The organism is Sandarakinorhabdus sp. (assembly GCF_051860625.1).
Lineage (GTDB): Bacteria > Pseudomonadota > Alphaproteobacteria > Sphingomonadales > Sphingomonadaceae > Sandarakinorhabdus.
The window spans coordinates 1-17,318 of sequence record NZ_JBHYDQ010000006.1 but is presented as its reverse complement, the minus strand read 5'-3'; the positions used below and the strand labels follow the sequence as shown (position 1 = coordinate 17,318).

The window sequence follows — 17,318 nt, the reverse complement described above, 5'->3', positions numbered from 1 at the left end:
GGCCTCAGCCCCGGACCTGCGCCGTCATGCTGGCCAGCATTTCAGCATCGTTGAACCCGGTCAGGCCATCGCCGGTCCCCAGCACCCATTGGGGACTGACGACTTCGGGCCCCTGCCCCGGCGGCAGCGGCGGCGTGAAATAACCGAGCGCATAGCTGCCCATCGCATAACCAAGCACCGCCTGCAGCGCCGGATCGAGGCTGCGCGCGATTGCCGGCGGGCAGGACAGATATTGGTTTTCCTCCTGCCGCAACCAGCCCAGCGTGTAGGTGAGGTTGAGGCCGATGCGATCATGCGCCGACCGGTTTTCGCCGCCGCCATGGAAAACCCCGCCGCTGTACACCAGCACCGAGCCGCGCTTCATCACGGCCGGCACGATCTCATGCGGTTGCACCACCCGGTCATCGGGCCAATCCAGTGATCCCGGCACCAATTGCGTGGCGCCATTTTCGGCGGTGAAATCAGTGACGGCCCAGATGGTGTTCAACTGCGGCTCGACATGTGCGAGATGTGTCCCCCACGCCCAGCGGTCGCGGTGGATGACCTGCGCCTTCTGGCCGGGCCGGATGCGGATGGCCTGCGTGAGATGCAATTGCCAGCGTTCGCAATAGGGTTTCAGCAGATCATTGCACAAGGTGTGGACCAGGGGATGCATCACAAGATCCCGAACGCGGGGGCTGCGCGCCACCAGCGCACCGGTGCGGGTGGTCTGGTGACCGGTGAAATCATCGCGACCATCGGGCGTGGCGGCCAGCCAGGGCGCAATCTCGTCGGCCAGGGCTGCCATCTCGGCATCAGGCAGCAGGCCATCGATGATGATGGCACCATCGCGGCGCAAGGCCGCCATGATCGCCGCCGGGTCAGCATCGGCCGCGAAATGTTCAACCATTGGCATGGGTCAGGTCCTTTCAGGTAAAAATGGGCAGCGCCGCCGCCAGGGTGGCGAGCACCCGGTCGCGCGGCCAATCATCGGGTTCGAGCAAGATGCGGATGGCGAGACCATCGATGATCGCGACCAGCAGATCGGCCTGCACCGCACCGCCCAGTTCGGCTGCAATCGTCGCCAGAACCCCCGCATAATGCGCCCGGTGGCGGGCCGCGAGCGCCGGATCAACCAGCGCCTCGGCCGAAAACGCCAGCCACACCCGCCATTCGGCCTGGGTTTCGGCATCATGCGGCAGAAACTGCGCCAGCATGCCGGCCAAGGCCGCCGTGTCCCGCAAATCCGGATGTTCCGGGCCATCCAGCCGCTCGGCCAACTTGCCCATCACCTGGTCATATGCCGCGGCGATCAACGCGGTGCGGCCGGGAAAATAATGGGTGACAGCGCCCGTGGTCACGCCGCCGGCGGCCGCCACATCGCGCATGGACGCCCCAGCCAATCCGCTGCGCGCAATCACCCCGGCGGCGGTGGCGGCCAGATGCTGGCGGCGGCGGTCATGATCAGCGATTCGCGGCATAACAAGTGTTACATAACGAGCGTTATGTTCGCTTGCAAGCCCCTCTTGCTCCACTGTGTTGCCTGTGCAATACAGAAGCGACGGGAGGCTTCCATGACATTTGACGCAGAACTCGCAACGCAGGCCTATATGGCCACCCTCAGCGGCGCAGCGCGCGCCAAGTCGGACGCCTATTTCGAAGGCGGTTACTGGCTGATCCTGTGGGATTTTCTGGTCACCGTGATCGCCAATTTGATCGTGCTGCGCCTGGGTTGGGCGGCGCGGCTATCGCGTTGGGCGCGCAGCAAGGCCGGCCCTGCATTGGCTGCCTTATTGTTTGCCGTGCCCTATCTGCTGCTGGTCACGGTGCTGACCCTGCCGTTCGGCATCTACACCGATTTCGTGCGCGAACATGATTATGGCCTGTCCAATCAGGATTTTGGTGCGTGGGCCGGCGAGGCTGCGATTGCCATCGCCATCAACACGATCATCGCCGGGCTGTTATGGATGGGCGTGCATGCTGTCATCCGCCGATTCCCGCGCAGTTGGTGGGTGGGCGGTACCGGTCTGGTCATCACCGGCATGGTCATCGCGATCACCCTGGCGCCGATCTATATCGAGCCCTTGTTCAACGATTACAAACCGCTGCCCGATGGCCCGGTGAAGGCCGAAGTGCTGAAAATGGCCCGCGCCAATGGCGTGCCGGCCACCAACGTCTATCTGGTCGATGCCAGCCGCCAATCGGATCGCATCTCGGCCAATGTCGCCGGCCTGTTCGGCACCACGCGCATCGCCTTGAACGACAATCTGATGAAGCAGGACCTTCACGAAATCCGCGCGGTGATGGCGCATGAACTCGGCCATTATGTGCTCAATCATATCTGGAAAATCATCATCACCTTCACGCTGATCATCGCGATCAGTTTCGGCCTGGTTGCGCTCGGCACACCGTGGTTGCTGGCGCGTTTCGGCACCCGCTGGGGCATCGACGGCATGGCCGATCCCGGCGTGCTGCCGGCGCTGATGATCATGTTGTCGGCGGTATTCTTCGTGGCAACGCCGGCCACCAACACGCTGATCCGCGTGCAGGAGCAAGAAGCTGACATGTTCGGGCTCAATGTCGCCCGCGCGCCGGATGGCTTTGCCCGCATCGCCATGAAGCTCTCGCAATATCGCAAGATCGAGCCCGGACCGTGGGAGGAAACTCTCTTCTTCGACCACCCCAGCGGCCACACCCGCGTGCTGACCGCCATGCGCTGGAAGGCGGAGTATGCCGGCGAGGCAGACGTGCGCTAGGCACCTGCGGCCGGAGCGGCTACACACGGGCCATGCACCTGCTCATCCTCGGTCTCGGCTACAGTGCCGGTTATATCGCCGATGCTGCGCGCGCAGCCGGCTTTGCCATCACCGCAGTCCGCTCGCGCCCCGGCCCGGATGTGCTGACCCTCGACAGCCCTGATCTGCCCGGCGTCATCGCTGGTGCCACGCATATCCTCTCATCCGTCCCGCCCGCCGTTGACGGCAGCGACCCGGTGCTGGCGGCGCACGGCGATGCCCTGGCCCGCGCGCCGGCGCGCTGGATTGGCTATCTCTCCTCCACCGGCGTTTATGGCGATGCCGGCGGCGCCTGGGTCGACGAAGCCTCCCCGCGTCAGGGCCGCCGCGCCGGGCGCAACCTGGCGGATGAGCAATGGGAGGCGCTGCACCCGCAATCGCGCGTGTTCCGCCTGCCCGGCATTTATGGCCCCGGCCGCAGCGCCCTCGATCGGCTGCGCGCCGGACCCGTCGCGCGCATCGACAAACCAGGCCATGTCTTCAGTCGCATCCATGTCGATGATATTGCAGCCGCCGTGCGCGCCAGCATGCATGGCGGTGCACCCGGCCTGTATAACATTGCCGACGATCTGCCCGCGCCCGGCGAAGCGGTCACCGCCGCTGCTGCACGGATGCTAGGGCAGGAACCCGCGCCGCTGCAATCATTGGCCGAAGCCACGCTCTCGCCCATGGGCCGCGCCTTTTACGCCGAATGTCGGCGTGTGGCCAACGGCCGCATGAAAAGGCAGCTTGGCGTATCACTGCTTTACCCCGATTATCATGCCGGTTTGCAGGCTTGTCTGAAGGAAATGCGCTCATGAAGTTCGGCACCGGTCAATCCACGCTCCGCGTCGAGGATGCGCGCCTGCTCACCGGCTTGGGGACCTACACCGATGATCTCGCCCGGCCCGGCATGCTCTATGGCGTCACGCTGCGCAGCCCTTATGCCCATGCCGAGATCAAGAGCATCGACATATCGGCCGCGCTCGACGTGCCCGGCGTGCTCGCCGTCTATACCCACGCCGATGTCGCCGAATATGGCCCGATCCCCTGCCTCGTGCCGTTGTCGGGCGATGTGAAAACCCCGCGCGTTCTGCTGGCGGATGATCGGGTGCGGTTCGTTGGCGATGGCGTTGCCTTCATCGTCGCCGAAACCCGCGAAGCCGCGCGTGCCGGCGCCGAGGCCGTGTGGGTCGATTATGAAGAACTGCCGGTTGTCGCCAGCATGGACGATGCGATTGCGCCGGGCGCACCAAAGATCTGGTCCGATGCCGCCTCCAACAGCCTGTTCGACTGGCAGGTCGGCGATGGCGACGCTGCTGCCGCCGCGGCCGCCGGCGCTGCTCATGTCACCCGCCTGCGCATCGTGCAGAATCGTGTCGCCCCAGCGTCCATGGAGGTGCGCGCCGCGCTCGGTGAATATGAAGACGGCGCCGGCTTCACCCTGACCACCGGCAGCCAGGGCGTCGTGTCGATGCGGCGCGAACTGGCCAAGGCCATCCTGAAAGTGCCCACCGAACAGGTGCGCGTCGTCACTCATGACGTCGGCGGCGGCTTCGGCATGAAGAGCTTCCTCTATCCGGAATATGCGCTGGTGCTGCACGCTGCCCGCGCGCTCGGCCGTCCGGTGAAATGGACCGGTGAGCGCTCCGATGCGTTCCAGACCGACACCCATGGCCGCGCTATGGTCAGCGACGCGGCGCTGGCGCTGGATGCCGATGGCAAGATCCTCGCCCTGCAGGTGGAAACCTGGTCCGATCTTGGCGCCTATCAGGCGCAGTTCGGCCCGGCCATCCAGACCATGGCCGGCGGCCGCATCATGGGCGGCGTGTATCGCATCCCGCATATCCACAATCTGGTGCACGGCGTCGTCACCAACACGGCGCCGGTTGATGCCTATCGCGGCGCCGGTCGCCCGGAATCGGCCTATATCATGGAGCGGCTGATCGAGGCCGCCGCCCGCGACATCGGCATTGGCGTGGACGAAATACGCGCACGGAACCTGCTGACGCCAGCCGAACTGCCGCACGCCAATGGCCTTGGCCTTACCTATGATGTCGGCAATTTCCCGGCGGTGCTGGAACGCGCCAAGGTCGTGGCCGATTGGGACGGCTTCGCCGCCCGCCAGACCGAAGCGCTGCGCCGCGGCATGCGTCTGGGCCGCGGCATGGCCTATTATGTGGAGATCGCTGGCGGCGGTGGCACCGAGGAACATGCCGATGTGCGCGTGGCCGCCGACGGCCTGATCGAAATGGCGGTGGGCACCCAATCCAACGGCCAGGGCCACGAAACCGTGTACGCGCAGGTGCTGGCCGCGCGGCTGGGCATCGAAATGGACCAGATCCGCATCGTTCAGGGTGACAGCGATCGCATGGATGTCGGCGGCGGCACCGGCGGTTCGCGATCGATGGCATTTGGTGGCGGCGCCGTGCTGCAATGCGCCGACGACATGATCGCGCGCGGCGCCGATCTGGCCAGCGCCGATCTGGGCAGCGAGGTCGATTATGCCGATGGCCTGTTCCGCGCCCGCGCCAGCAATGCGACGGCTTCGTGGGCCGAACTCGCCGCCCGCCATCCGGGCGCTCTGGATGGCCGCAGCCGCTACCAGACCAAGGAGGGCAAGCCTGCCCCCACCTTCCCCAACGGCTGTCACATCGCCGAAGTGGAGCTGGACCCCGACACCGGCATGGTCGCCGTCACCCGCTACAGCATCGTCGATGATTTCGGCGTGCTGGTGAATCCAATGCTGGTCGAAGGCCAGATCCACGGCGGCATCGCGCAAGGGCTGGGCCAGGCCGTGCTGGAAAATATCGTCTATGACGATGCCGGCCAGCTCATCACCGGCAGCTTCATGGACTATGGCATTCCGCGCGCCGACGTGATGCCATCGGCAGTCGCTTTCGAAACGCTCAACACGCCATCCCCCACTAACCCGCTGGGCGTGAAGGGCTGCGGAGAGGCTGGCACCATCGGCGCCATGCCTTCGGTGATGAACGCCATCATCGATGCCTTGGACGGCCAGCAGGTGGAAATGCCCGCCACGCCCGAAAAATTGTGGCGGCTGGCGCAGAATTTCGGGCTGGACCGGGCTGCGTAAGAGATTAATGCCCCATCAGGATCGGCACCGGCGCGTCGGCCAGCAGCCCGCGCGTCACGCCGCCAAACAGCATCTGGCGCATGCGGCTGTGGCCATAGGCACCCTGCACGATCCACGCCACCTCGCGTTCGGCCGCCACGCTGCGGATCACCTGTTCGACACTGGCGCCATCGCCGCTACGCTCGACGACTTCGGCATGCACCCCGTGCCGTGACAGGAAGGCGGCCGCGGCCCGCGCCGTGTAAGGCGTGTCCTTCTCCGCCACGGTCAGCAGCGTCACATTCTGCGCCAACCGCAGCAGGGGCAACGCCCAACGCATTGCATTTGCGGCCTCCTGCCCGCCATCCCAGCACACCAGCGCCGGCCCGGCCACATTCACACCCGCAGCGCCGGCTGGTACCGCCAACACCGGCGCCGGCGCCCGGATGGCGACGTCACCGGTCACACCCAATTGCATGGCCCCCTGCCGCGCAAACGGCCCGGCGCTCATCACCACCACGTCGGCCAGCCGCGCTTGTTCGACCAACCGGTCACTGGCATCGCCATCGGCTGCGGCCCATTCCCAGCTTACGCCTTCGCGCACCAGCCGGGCTTCGACGGCAACCCGCTCTTCCTTGCGGCGCGCTTCGACGGCATCGATCAGCGTGGTGATCGGAAACGCGCCCATGCCCGGATCACCCAACGCATAGGCCGCATAAGGCATCACCGACAGGCAAAGCAGATGGCCGCCGGTGGCGCGTGCCAGATCGAACGCCGCGTTCAACCGGGACTCCTGCCCGTCGTCGCCTTCAATATGCACCAGGATCGTCTTCATCGCGTCTCTCCCCAAACTGGACGCCATCTTTATCACAAAATGCGCAGCCAGGGGGTATCGGGGCCTTCCCCTAAGGAAGGTTACGCGTTTCGCGCCTTGGCGGTCAGCGCGATGGCGAGGCCGAACAGCGCCAGCGCAACGCCGGACACCGCCGTGCCGGTCCACTGCCAGTCCTCAAGGAATGTCGAAAGCGTCATCGCCACCACCGGCACCACCACGCCGTTCCACGCGGCCGGGCCCGGCCCCACGGTGCGGATCAGCACATAATAAAGGCTGAACGCCACCGCCGAAGCGACAATGCCCAGATAGGCCAGCCCCGCCAGATAGATGGGATCAAGCGAGATCACCGGCGGCCCTTCCAGCGTCCAGGCCAACACGCCGTCCATCAGCGCACCCCACGCCATCGCCCAGGCGATCCCCGCCTCCAGCGGCATGGCCCGGCCAAAATTGGTTGCCTGCAACACATTGGCGATGCTGGCCGCCAGCACGCCGCCAAAGGCCAGTGCCAGACCCAGCCCCATCTGGCTGCTGTCCGGCCGGGCAAGGTCCGGCGCAAACAACAGCCCGACGCCGGCCAGGCCGATGCCGCTGCCCAGCAGGAAGCGCCCCGTCACCCGCGCACCCAGAAACACCGCCGCCAGCAACGTGTTGCTGACCAGCAGGAAGGCAAAGGTCAGGCTGACCAACCCGGAGGTGAGATATTGTTCGGCGCGATAGACCAGATTGAAATTTAGCACGAACTGGCTGACCGCTACCAGCAACGCAAAGCCATGCTGCCGCGCCGTCAACCGCAGCGATTTGCGCCGCACGATGCACAGCCCGAACATCACCAGCGCGCCCAGCACGAACCGCCAGGTGACTGACCAGCTCGCTGGCACGTCACCCAATTGCGTGCGGATGACGAACCATGTGCACCCCCAGATCAAGGTGCAGCCAATGAAGGCGCCCCACGCCTGCGGTGTGAAACGGCCGGCTGGTGCCGGCACCGCGCTGCTGGCCATCAACCGGCCGCCAACGCCGCCGCCAGGCGCTCGACCGCTGCGGCCGGCGTATCCCAACTCACCACCAGACGGGCTTCATTTGATCCGGCCGCGCCCCAATCATAAAACAGGAAACCCTGCGCGCGCAGCCGGTCCGCTTCGCCCGGCGCCAGTTGCACAAACACTTCATTGGCTTCCACCGGGTACAATAGGCGATCGGCAGCAGCAGCAGCCAGCACCTGCGCGCCGGCATTGGCGGCGGCGGCATTGCGCAGCCACACGCCGTCTTCCACCATCGCGATGATCTGTGCTGCGTTGAAGCGGCCTTTCGAAGGCATTTGCCCGGCCCGCTTGCGCCGCCAGCGCAACTGATCCGCAAGGCTGGTATCGAACAGCACGATGGCTTCGGCAGACAGGCCGCCATTCTTGATGCAGCCAAAGCTGAGCGCATCGACATCGGCGACCAGCGCCGCAGCATCGCCGCCCAGATAGGCCACGGCATTGGCAAAGCGCGCGCCGTCCATATGAAGGCGCCAGCCCTGCGCGCGGGCGTGCGCGGCCAGGGCGGCCACCTCATTGGGGCGATAGACGGTGCCGCACTCGGTCGCCTGGGTGATCGACAGCGCCGCCATCTGCACCTGGTGCACATCGCCGCGATGGCTGGCCAACGCTGCATTGATGCCGGGCGGCGTCAGCTTGCCATGATCGCCAGGGCACAGCAGCAACTTGGCGCCGCCGGTGAAGAATTCCGGTGCGCCGCATTCATCGACCTGGATATGCGCCTCGGTATGGCAGGCAACCGCGCCCCAGGGCGGCACCAGGCAGGCCAGCGCCAGCGCATTGGCTGCTGTTCCGGTCGCCACCGGCAACACGGCGCAGGGTCGCCCGAACAGGCCGGCAAACAGCAAATCCAGCCGGCTGGACCAATCATCGCTGTCATAACCAGCGGTTTGCGCCGGCGCCGCTGCAGCCATCGCTGCCAATAGCTCCGGGCAGGGCGCGGCGGCATTGTCGGACATGAAATTGGCGAGCTGCTTCATGACGCCTCGATAGGGATGGCGATGCTGCCTGGTCAATGCCGCCAACGCATTGTGCGGTGTCGCAGCCTGCGAGCGCAACCCAATTCAGGCCGTCAAAATGGCAGCGGCGGCCTCCCGAGAGAGGCCGCCGCTGTCCGTGGTTTGCCCTGCTGGCTTCGCGATCAGAAAGCGAAGTTGAGGGTGGCGCGGCCGCCATGATCATTGTTGCGTTTGCCGATCAGACCCGAATAGCCAAGGCTGAAGCGGACCGTGTCCGACAGGTTCATACCGGCATCAGCCTGCAGCGATAGCGCATCGCGATCGATCTGCACCGAGCGAATGAGGCCGTTCTGGCCAACCGCCGCAATGCCGATCACCGTTGCCGCATCGCGGTCACCACCCGTATTCTGCCACGACGCCGCGGCATTCAGGGCTAGCTTGCCGTCAGCCACCCGGCCACCGATGCGGGCACCCAGGTTGGTAATCGTGATGTCATAGCGCTGCTTGCCAGCAGCCAGTGCGGCCACGCCGCCGGTTTCGGCCAGCGCACCCATATCAGCCTTCACATGCGTGATGCGGGCGAACGGCTCGATCCGCGTGTCGGCCGACTTGGCCAGATCGAAGCCGATTTCACCAAAGGTCTGGAAGGTGGTGCCGTTGCTGCGGCCCGCCAGCGTTTGCGCAAAGCTCGGCTGGCTGATGATGCGGCTGCCGTTGGTGCGGGCACTGGCGATGCTGACACCAGCGTTCACCACCACACCGCCATCCTGACGATAACCGGCATAGACCGTGCCGCCGACCGTTTCGACGTTCGACGTGCCGCCCAGCACCCGATGTTCGATCTCGGTGCTGGTATAATGGAACATGCTGCCCACCGTCAGGCCGCCCTTGGCCCAATCGATCCCGGAGATCACGCCGCGCTGTTCGGTGGTGAACCTGGTTGCGGCCCCGCTCGTGCGGCCATTGCCCCACGAGCCGGCCCCACGCAACCAGAAGGTCAGCGTGCGGTCACCATCGTTGGTGCTCACTTGCTGGCCACCCAGCGAAGCCAGGCCCCCGTTCAGACGATCAAGCGCCGACTCCCGGAAGACGCGGTTGGTGTCCAGTACCACTCGACGTTCGGTCGCACGCTGTTCACCCGACATCTGGCGCAAGGTCTGCGGCAGAGCCGTGCCACCCGCATAGACATTGAAGAACGCCTGCGGATTATAGCCCGACGCCACGGCCCGGTCGAAAGCCTGCGCGACCTCCAGCTGGTTGCCGGAAATGCCGCCGGAGCGGTTGCCCAGGGTAATCAGGCTCTGCGGCGCCAGGCGGACGCTCGCTGCAGTGGCGCTGTAATCCACCACTGCATTGAACGCGGCCCCAAACTGATCCAGGCCGGTAACGGTCCCGAAGGTGCCAACCCGCGAAGCGCCACTGGCGACAGTGAAGCTCTGGTTGAACTGGGTGAAGTTGCCCGACGGCGTCACCGCCAGCGTGCCACCCAGGGTCAACGTACCACCAGCCGTGATGCGATCGCTGCCAGCCGGCGTGATGTTCACCGCATACACACCCGTCAGGCTCAGATTGCCTGGCACATTGATAATGCCGGTGCCGGGGGCGCCCGGCGCACCCGGCGAAATGATGCCGCCCGGCAATATGTTCAGGCCGCCAACCGCGAAGTTACCCGCGAGGGTTGCACCACTGTTGACCGTCACTACCGATGCCAGCGAACCGGTCAGGTTCAGCGTGCCGGCCGCCACGGTGGTGCCACCGGTGTAGGTGCTCGCTCCGCTGAGGATCAGCGTACCGGTGCCCAGCTTGGTGAAGCCGCCAGGACCGCTGATCACGCCGCCCAGGGTCAACACGGATGGCATGTCGCCGGCATTGATGTTGGCATTGCCCAGCGTGACGATGTTGTTGCCAACCGTCAGGCCCGTTGTGCCAGCCGCCAGCGTGGTACCGCCGGCCATGGTCAGCGTGCCGGTACCCAAGGCGGCATTGTTGCCGATCGTGATCCGGCCGGCATCAAGGTTGGTGCCGCCGGTGTAGGTGCCAGCCGCGTTCAGCGCCAGCGTCCCGGCCCCGGTCTTGGTCAGCGTCGTGCCACTGATCCCGCCGGTCGAACCCAGCGTGGTGCCTGCAGCCGTTTCGATGGTGCCACCGCCTGTGGCGAGGCCAATGGCCCGCGCACTGTTGAAGCTTGCCATCGTGCGCAGCGTGCCGCCGCCGGCCAGAGTGATGCCACCCGCGCTGTTGCCCAGATTGACATCGGACCCGACCTGCACCGTGGTGCCGGTGACGATCGTGCCGCCGGCGTAGCTGTTGCTGCCGCTGAGCACCAGCGCGGCGCCCGGCGCCGACTGGCTGCCGATCACCGACAATGCGCCAGCACCCGAGATCACACCGCCCAGGCCAAACATCTGGCCGTTCACGTCAACCGTGCCGCCATTGGCAATGGCGATGCTGTTGCCCACCTGCAGATTGGCTGCGCCAGCCTGCAAGGTGGTGCCGCCCGCCATCGTGAGTCCGGCCATACCCAGAGCGCTGTTGTTGCCGACAACGATGGTACCAGCCTCAAGCGCTGTGCCACCGGTGAAGAGATTGGCCCCGTTCAGCACCAGGGTGCCGCTGTCAACCTTGGTCAACTCACCGGCCCCAGCCACCACGCCGCTCAACGTGAAGATGTTGGCGCCGGTGGCAACGGTGGTGTTGCCGATGCTGAAGTTGTTGGCGACCACCAGATTGTTGGCGCTGTTGCCCAGCGTCGTGCCATTGGCCATCGTGACCAAGCCCGAGCCGAAGGCGGTGTTGGCGCCCGCAGTGATCTGGCCGACGTTGACAAACGTGCCGCCGGTGAAGCTGTTGCCACCATTCAGCACCAGATTGCCCGAGTTCTTGGTGATCGAACCTTCGCCCGAGATGGTGCCGTTCAAGGTGAAGTTGTTCACGCCGGTGCTGATCAAGGCTGCGCCATTCACCACGATGTTGTTGGCCAGCACCAGATTGTTGGCGCCAGCCGCCAGGGTGGTGCCGCCCGCCATCGTGAAGGTGCCGGTGCCCAACGCCGTGTTGGTGGTCACCGTGATGGTGCCCGCGGTCAGCGACGTGCCGCCGGTGTAGCCATTGTTGCCGGACAGCACGAGATTGCCGCTGCCGGTCTTGGTCAGCAGGCCGGCACCGTTCACGACACCCGACAGGGTGAAGTTGTTGCTGCCCGTGGCCACCGTCACATTGCCGATGCTGAAGCCGTTACCGACCACCAGATTATTGGCATTGTTGGCGAGCGTGGTGCCGCTGGCCATCGTCACCAGGCCGCTGCCCAGCGCCGTGTTGCTGCCCACCGTCACCGTGCCGGCGTTGATGAAGCTGCCGCCGGCGAAGCTGTTGGCGCCGTTCAGCACCAGATTGCCGCTGCCGATCTTGGTGATCGAACCGGCGCCATTGACCACACCGCCAAGCGTGAAGGTGAAGCCCTGCGTGTCAATGGAGCCGAGACCCAGCGTGGTGATGTTGTTGGCGACAACCAACGCATCGGCAGCCGCCACCAGCGACGCGCCGTCACCGATCGTCATCTGCCCGGCACCCAGCGCGCCATTGCTGTTCACCGTCAGCGCACCGGCGGCGAGGACAGTACCGCCGGTGAAGCTGTTGGCACCGTTCAGTGCCAGGGTGCCGCTGCCGGTCTTGGTCAACTGGCCAGCGCCAGAGATCGCACCGGTGACCGTGAAGTTGTTGGCACCGGTGGCGAAGGTGACATTGCCGATGTTGAAGGCGTTGGCCAGGATCAGATTGTTGATCGTGGTGGCCAGCGTCGTGCCATCCAGCATCGACACCAGACCGGTGCCGAACGCGAGATTGTTGCCCACCGTCACCGTCCCGGCGTTGATGAAGCTGCCGCCCGTAAAGGAATTGGCGCCGCTCAGCAGCAGGTTGCCGCCGCCGATCTTGATCACCGAACCAGCGCCGCCAATCAGACCATCAAGCGCGAAGCTGAAGCCCTGGGTGTCGAAGATGCTCTGACCCACCACCGTGATGGCATTGGCCAGCGCAAGACCATCAACGCCGGCCTGCAGCGACGTGGCGTCGGCCATGGTCAGCAGGTTCGTACCCAGCGCCAGGCTGTTGCCGAGCTGGATGGTGCCGGCGTTCAGCGCGGTGCCGCCGGTATAGCCATTGGCGCCATTGAGCACGAGCAGGCCGCTGCCGCTCTTGGTCAACAGGCCGGTGCCGTTCACCGTCCCGCCCAGCGCGAACGTGCTGGTGGCGGTATTGAAGGTGACGTTGCCGATATTGAACGCATTGTTCAGCAGCAGGCTGGCGAGCGAACTGGACACCGACGTGCCATTGCCCAGCGTGACCAAGCCGGAACCGAACGCCAGGTTGTTGCCCACCGTGACCGAGCCGGCATTGATGAAGCTGCCGCCGGTGAACAGGTTGGCGCCGTTCAGCACCAAATTGCCCGCGCCGATCTTGGTAAAGCCACCCGCGCCAGCGATCACACCATTATAGTTGATGGTGAAGCCCTGGGTGTTGAATATGCTCTGGCCAAGCGTGCTGATATTGTTGTTGATTGTCAGGTTGTTCGCACCTGCCACCAGGGAGGTGGAGTCGAGCAGCGTCAACTGGCCGGTGCCCAATGCACCGCTGTTGCCAAGGGACAATGTGCCAGAGGTCAGCACCGTGCCGCCGCTATAGGTGTTGGCGCCGTTCAGGAAGATGCTGCCGCCACCCGTCATGGTCAACAGGCCCGTGCCGCCGACGATGCCGTTCAACGAGACGTCGAAACCACCAGTGTTAAGCGTCACATTGCCGATGTTGAAGCTGTTGGTCAGCGTCAGGCCGGCGACGTTCGGCGTCAGCGTGGTACCGCTGGCCAGCGTCACCAGGCCGGAACCGAAGGCGCTGCTGGTGCCGATCGACACCGTGCCGAGGTTGATGAAGCTGCCGCCAGTGTAGCTGTTGCTGCCATTCAGCACCAGCGTGCCGCCACCGATCTTGGTGACCGAGCCGGCGCCGCCAATCACGCCGCCCAGCGTGAAGTTGACGCCTTGCGTGTTGATGGTGCCGACGCCCGCCGTGGTGATGTTGTTCACCACCGTCAGGCCGCCCGCGCCCGCCAGCAACGTGGTCGCATCCGCCATCACCAAGCCGCCAAGGCCAAGCGCCGTGTTGCTGCCAATCTGGATCGTGCCGACGTTCAGCGTGGTGCCACCGATGTAGGTGTTGCTGCCGCTCAGCACCAACGTACCGCCGCCGATCTTGTTGATCGAGCCATCGCCACCGATCACGCCATCCAGCGTGAGGTTGAAGCCCAGCGTGTCGACGCTGCCCACGCCAACCGTGGTGATGTTGTTCGCCAGCGTCAGGCCACTCGCGCCAGCCTGCAACGTGGTCACATCCGCCATCACCAAGCCGCCAAGGCCAAGCGCCGTGTTGCTGCCAACCTGGATCGTGCCGACGTTCAGCGCCGTGCCACCCGTGAAGCCATTGGCGCCGTTCAGCACCAGCGTGCCGCTGCCGGTCTTGGTCAGCAGGCCAGCGCCGTTCACCACGCCGCCCAGCGTGAAGCTGTTGCCGCCAGTCGCAACCGTCACATTGCCGATGCTGAACGCGTTACCGATCACCAGATCGTTGGCGTTGTTGGCCAGCGTGGTGCCGTTGGCCATCGTCACCAGGCCGGTGCCGAAGGCGGTGTTGTTGCCAACCGTCACCGTGCCGGCAGTGATGTTGCTGCCGCCCGTGAAGCCATTGGCGCCATTCAGCACCAGATTGCCGCCACCGGTCTTGGTCAGCAGGCCAGCGCCATTGACCACACCGCCCAGCGTGAAGCTGTTGCCGCCAGTTGCAACCGTCACATTGCCGATGCTGAACGCGTTGCCGACCACCAGATCGTTGGCGTTGTTGGCCAGCGTGGTGCCATCGGCCATCGTCGCCAGGCCGGTGCCGAAGGCGGTGTTGTTGCCAACCGTTACCGTGCCGGCAGTGATGTTGCTGCCGCCAGTGAAGCCATTGGCGCCATTCAGCACCAGATTGCCGCCGCCGGTCTTGCTGATCGAGCCGGCACCACCGATCACGCCGTTCAGCGTGAAGGTGAAGCCCTGCGTATCGATGGTGCCGACACCCGCGGTGGTGACGGCATTGGCCAGCGCCAGATCCGCCGCGCCAGAGCGCAGCGTCGTGCCGCCGGCCATCGCCAGCGTGCCAGTGCCCAGCGCCGTGTTGCTGCCGACCTGGATGGTGCCGACATTCAGCGCCGTGCCGCCGGTGAAGCTGCTGTTGCCGTTGAGGATCAACGTGCCGTCCTGGGCCTTGGTCAGCGCGCCATCGCCGCTGATCACGCCAGCCAGCGTGAGATTGCCCGCGCCGCTTTCGACAATCAGGTTGCTCGCGGCATCCAGCGTCACATTGTTGGCCAGCACCAAGCCATTCGTCCCGGCCGCCAAGGTGGTGGCAAGGCCGGTGTTGAACACCCGCAGATCGCCGGTGCCCATCGCCGTATTGGTGCCCGCCGTGATCCGGCCGGCCCGCAGCTGCGTCGTGCCAGTGTAGCTGTTGGCGCCATTCAAGGTCAGCGTCTCGCTGCCGGCCTTGATGATGAAGCCAGCGCCGCTGATGGCGCCGTTCAGCACCAGAGCGTTGGTGCCGCCCAGCCAGCTGCCGCCGTTCAGCACGAAGCTGTTGGCCAGCGTGCGCGTGTCGCCGCTGATGTTGTAAAGGCCCGTCGCGCCGCCCATCGTCACCGTGCCAGTGCCGACCGCGGTGTCCGAGCCGACATAGACCACACTGCGCGTGTTGATCAGCGTGCCGCCCGCATAGCTGTTGTTGCCATTCAACGTCAGCGTGCCGAAGCTGCCGGTCGCCAGCGCGCCGTCGCCGCTCACAAAACCGTTCAGGGTCAGCGCTGCGCCGTCCGTGACAATCGAGGCATCGTTGTTGAAGATCAGCGACATGCCCTGCAGGTTGACCGACGTCGTCCCCGCACCCAGCGACACCGCATTGGCCAGCGTCACCGCCGTGTTCACGCCCGTCGCCGCGCCGACGATCAGCGTCGTGCCACCCGTCGTGGTCAACGCGCCGGTGCCGATCGAGGCGTTGTTGGTGACCGTCAGCGACCCAGCCGTCAGGTTGGTGCCGCCAGTGTAGCTGTTCACACCCGACAGGATCAGATTGCCGTCGCCGGTCTTGGTCAGCAGGCCACCGCCGTTGACCACACCGGTCAGGGTAAAGGTGTTGCCGCCGGTGGCGATCTCGACATTGCCGATCTCGAACGTGTTGGCGACCACCAGATTGTCGGTGTTGTTGGCCAGCACCGTTCCGTCGGACATGGTCACCAGGCCGCTGCCCAGCGCCGTGTTGCTGCCCACCGTCACCGTACCCGCGGTGATGAAGCTGCCGCCGCCGAAGCCATTGGCGGCATTCAGCACCAGATTGCCGCCGCCGATCTTGATGATCGAACCGCCGCCATCGATGGAGCCGTTCAGCGTGAAGGTGAAATCCTGGGTGTCGATGGTGCCGTCACCCAGCGTGGTGATGCCGTTGCCGACCGTCAGGCCATCCACGCCCGCCACCAGGAATGTGGCTGCCGACATGGTGAGCTGGCCCGCACCCAGCGCGCCGCTGTTGCCGATCTGGATCGTGCCATCGGTGAGCGCCGTGCCGCCGCCATAACCGTTGGCGCCGTTGAGGATCAGCGTGCCGCTGCCGGTCTTGGTCAGCAGGCCGCCGCCGTTGATGGTGCCGTTAATCGTGAAGACGTTGCCGCCGGTGGCGACCTCGACATTGCCGATGTTGAAGCTGTTGCCGATCACCAGATTGTTGGTGTTGTTGGACAGCACCGTGCCGCTGGCCATCGTGACGAGGCCGCTGCCAAAGGCATTGTCATTGCCCACCGTCACCGTGCCGGCGTTGATGAAGCTGCCGCCGCCGACGCTGTTGCCGCCGTTCAGCACCAGATCGCCCGAGCCGATCTTGGTGATCGAACCGCCACCACCGATCACGCCGTTCAGCGTGAAGGTGAAGCCCTGCGTGTCGAACGTGCCCGCACCCAGCGTGGTGATGCCGTTGGCGAGCGAAAGACCGTTCGCACCGGCCACCAGGAAGGTGCCGCCGGTCATCGTCAACTGGCCGCCGCCCAGTGCCGTGCTGGTGCCGACCTGGATGGTACCACTGGTCAGCGCGGTGCCGCCGCCGTAGCTGTTGTTGCCGTTCAGCATCAGGGTACCGCCGCCGATCTTGCTGATCGAACCGGGCCCGCTGATCGGGCCATCCAGCGTGAAGGTGAAGGCCTGCGTGTCGATGGTGCCGACACCCGCTGTGGTGATGGCATTGGCCAGCGCCAGATTGGCCGCACCGGAACGCAACGTCGTGGCATCCGCCATCGCCAGCGTACCAGTGCCCAACGCGGTGTTGGTACCAACCTGAATAGTGCCGAAATTCAGCGCCGTGCCGCCGGTGAAGCTGCTGGCGCCGTTGAGGATCAGCGTGCCGTCCTGGATCTTGGTCAGGCCGCCACCGTCGCTGATCACGCCGGCCAGCGTGAAGCTGCCTGGACCACTTTCGACGATAAGGTTGCTGTCCGGGAATAAACGCACATCGTTGTTTAGTACAAGGCCGTTTGTACCCGCCGCCAACATCGTCGCTTGGCCCACGTTGGCAACAGTCAGTCTACCG

The 17,318-nt window shown here is 65.3% G+C and carries 9 protein-coding genes; 3 read left to right on the top strand and 6 right to left on the bottom strand.

Annotated features, from left to right (window positions below):
* Positions 1–4: 4 nt before the first annotated feature.
* Positions 5–895 (bottom strand): phytanoyl-CoA dioxygenase family protein, encoded by an 891-nt coding sequence (locus ACTIEZ_RS07140; RefSeq protein ID WP_439545976.1) that lies wholly within the window; start codon positions 893–895, stop codon positions 5–7.
* Between the two features lie 13 nt (positions 896–908).
* Positions 909–1,460 (bottom strand): TetR/AcrR family transcriptional regulator, encoded by a 552-nt coding sequence (locus tag ACTIEZ_RS07135; RefSeq protein ID WP_439545975.1) that lies wholly within the window; start codon positions 1,458–1,460, stop codon positions 909–911.
* A gap of 93 nt (positions 1,461–1,553) precedes the next feature.
* Here ACTIEZ_RS07135 and ACTIEZ_RS07130 point away from each other — a divergent pair, with 93 nt between their 5' ends.
* From ACTIEZ_RS07130 to ACTIEZ_RS07120, 3 genes are read left to right on the top strand one after another with little or no spacing between them, the layout of a single operon-like run.
* Positions 1,554–2,735 carry a M48 family metalloprotease gene (locus ACTIEZ_RS07130; protein ID WP_439545974.1) on the top strand — a complete coding sequence of 394 codons (1,182 nt, stop codon included), beginning with the start codon at positions 1,554–1,556 and terminating at the stop codon, positions 2,733–2,735.
* A 32-nt stretch (positions 2,736–2,767) separates the two neighbouring features.
* The gene (locus tag ACTIEZ_RS07125; RefSeq protein WP_439545973.1) at positions 2,768–3,574 is read left to right on the top strand and encodes an SDR family NAD(P)-dependent oxidoreductase; all 807 of its coding nucleotides are present in this window, start codon (positions 2,768–2,770) and stop codon (positions 3,572–3,574) included.
* The gene (locus tag ACTIEZ_RS07120; RefSeq protein WP_439545972.1) at positions 3,571–5,850 is read left to right on the top strand and encodes a xanthine dehydrogenase family protein molybdopterin-binding subunit; all 2,280 of its coding nucleotides are present in this window, start codon (positions 3,571–3,573) and stop codon (positions 5,848–5,850) included. The genes ACTIEZ_RS07125 and ACTIEZ_RS07120 overlap by 4 nt, the downstream gene beginning before the upstream one ends.
* A 4-nt stretch (positions 5,851–5,854) precedes the next feature.
* Here ACTIEZ_RS07120 and ACTIEZ_RS07115 read toward each other — a convergent pair whose 3' ends face one another.
* The 4 genes from ACTIEZ_RS07115 to ACTIEZ_RS07100 all read right to left on the bottom strand — a co-directional run bounded on the left by ACTIEZ_RS07115 (position 5,855) and on the right by ACTIEZ_RS07100 (position 17,239).
* The gene (locus ACTIEZ_RS07115) at positions 5,855–6,664 is read right to left on the bottom strand and encodes a universal stress protein (protein WP_439545971.1); all 810 of its coding nucleotides are present in this window, start codon (positions 6,662–6,664) and stop codon (positions 5,855–5,857) included.
* 80 nt (positions 6,665–6,744) lie between these two features.
* Complete coding sequence (locus ACTIEZ_RS07110; protein WP_439545970.1) at positions 6,745–7,665, bottom strand: DMT family transporter; 921 nt, start codon at positions 7,663–7,665, stop codon at positions 6,745–6,747.
* Complete coding sequence (locus ACTIEZ_RS07105; protein ID WP_439545969.1) at positions 7,665–8,684, bottom strand: threonine aldolase family protein; 1,020 nt, start codon at positions 8,682–8,684, stop codon at positions 7,665–7,667. The genes ACTIEZ_RS07110 and ACTIEZ_RS07105 overlap by 1 nt, the downstream gene beginning before the upstream one ends.
* 161 nt (positions 8,685–8,845) lie before the next feature.
* Positions 8,846–17,239, bottom strand: coding sequence for an autotransporter-associated beta strand repeat-containing protein (locus ACTIEZ_RS07100; RefSeq protein WP_439545968.1), 8,394 nt, complete (start codon positions 17,237–17,239; stop codon positions 8,846–8,848).
* Positions 17,240–17,318: the final 79 nt, after the last annotated feature.

Excerpts from the sequence above, each read along its gene's own strand:
- ACTIEZ_RS07140 (WP_439545976.1), bottom strand. The coding sequence starts at position 895 with ATGCCAATGGTTGAACATTTCGCGGCCGATGCTGACCCGGCGGCGATC.
- ACTIEZ_RS07135 (WP_439545975.1), bottom strand. The coding sequence starts at position 1,460 with ATGCCGCGAATCGCTGATCATGACCGCCGCCGCCAGCATCTGGCCGCC.
- ACTIEZ_RS07130 (WP_439545974.1), top strand. The coding sequence starts at position 1,554 with ATGACATTTGACGCAGAACTCGCAACGCAGGCCTATATGGCCACCCTC.
- ACTIEZ_RS07125 (WP_439545973.1), top strand. The coding sequence starts at position 2,768 with ATGCACCTGCTCATCCTCGGTCTCGGCTACAGTGCCGGTTATATCGCC.
- ACTIEZ_RS07120 (WP_439545972.1), top strand. The coding sequence starts at position 3,571 with ATGAAGTTCGGCACCGGTCAATCCACGCTCCGCGTCGAGGATGCGCGC.
- ACTIEZ_RS07115 (WP_439545971.1), bottom strand. The coding sequence starts at position 6,664 with ATGAAGACGATCCTGGTGCATATTGAAGGCGACGACGGGCAGGAGTCC.
- ACTIEZ_RS07110 (WP_439545970.1), bottom strand. The coding sequence starts at position 7,665 with ATGGCCAGCAGCGCGGTGCCGGCACCAGCCGGCCGTTTCACACCGCAG.
- ACTIEZ_RS07105 (WP_439545969.1), bottom strand. The coding sequence starts at position 8,684 with ATGAAGCAGCTCGCCAATTTCATGTCCGACAATGCCGCCGCGCCCTGC.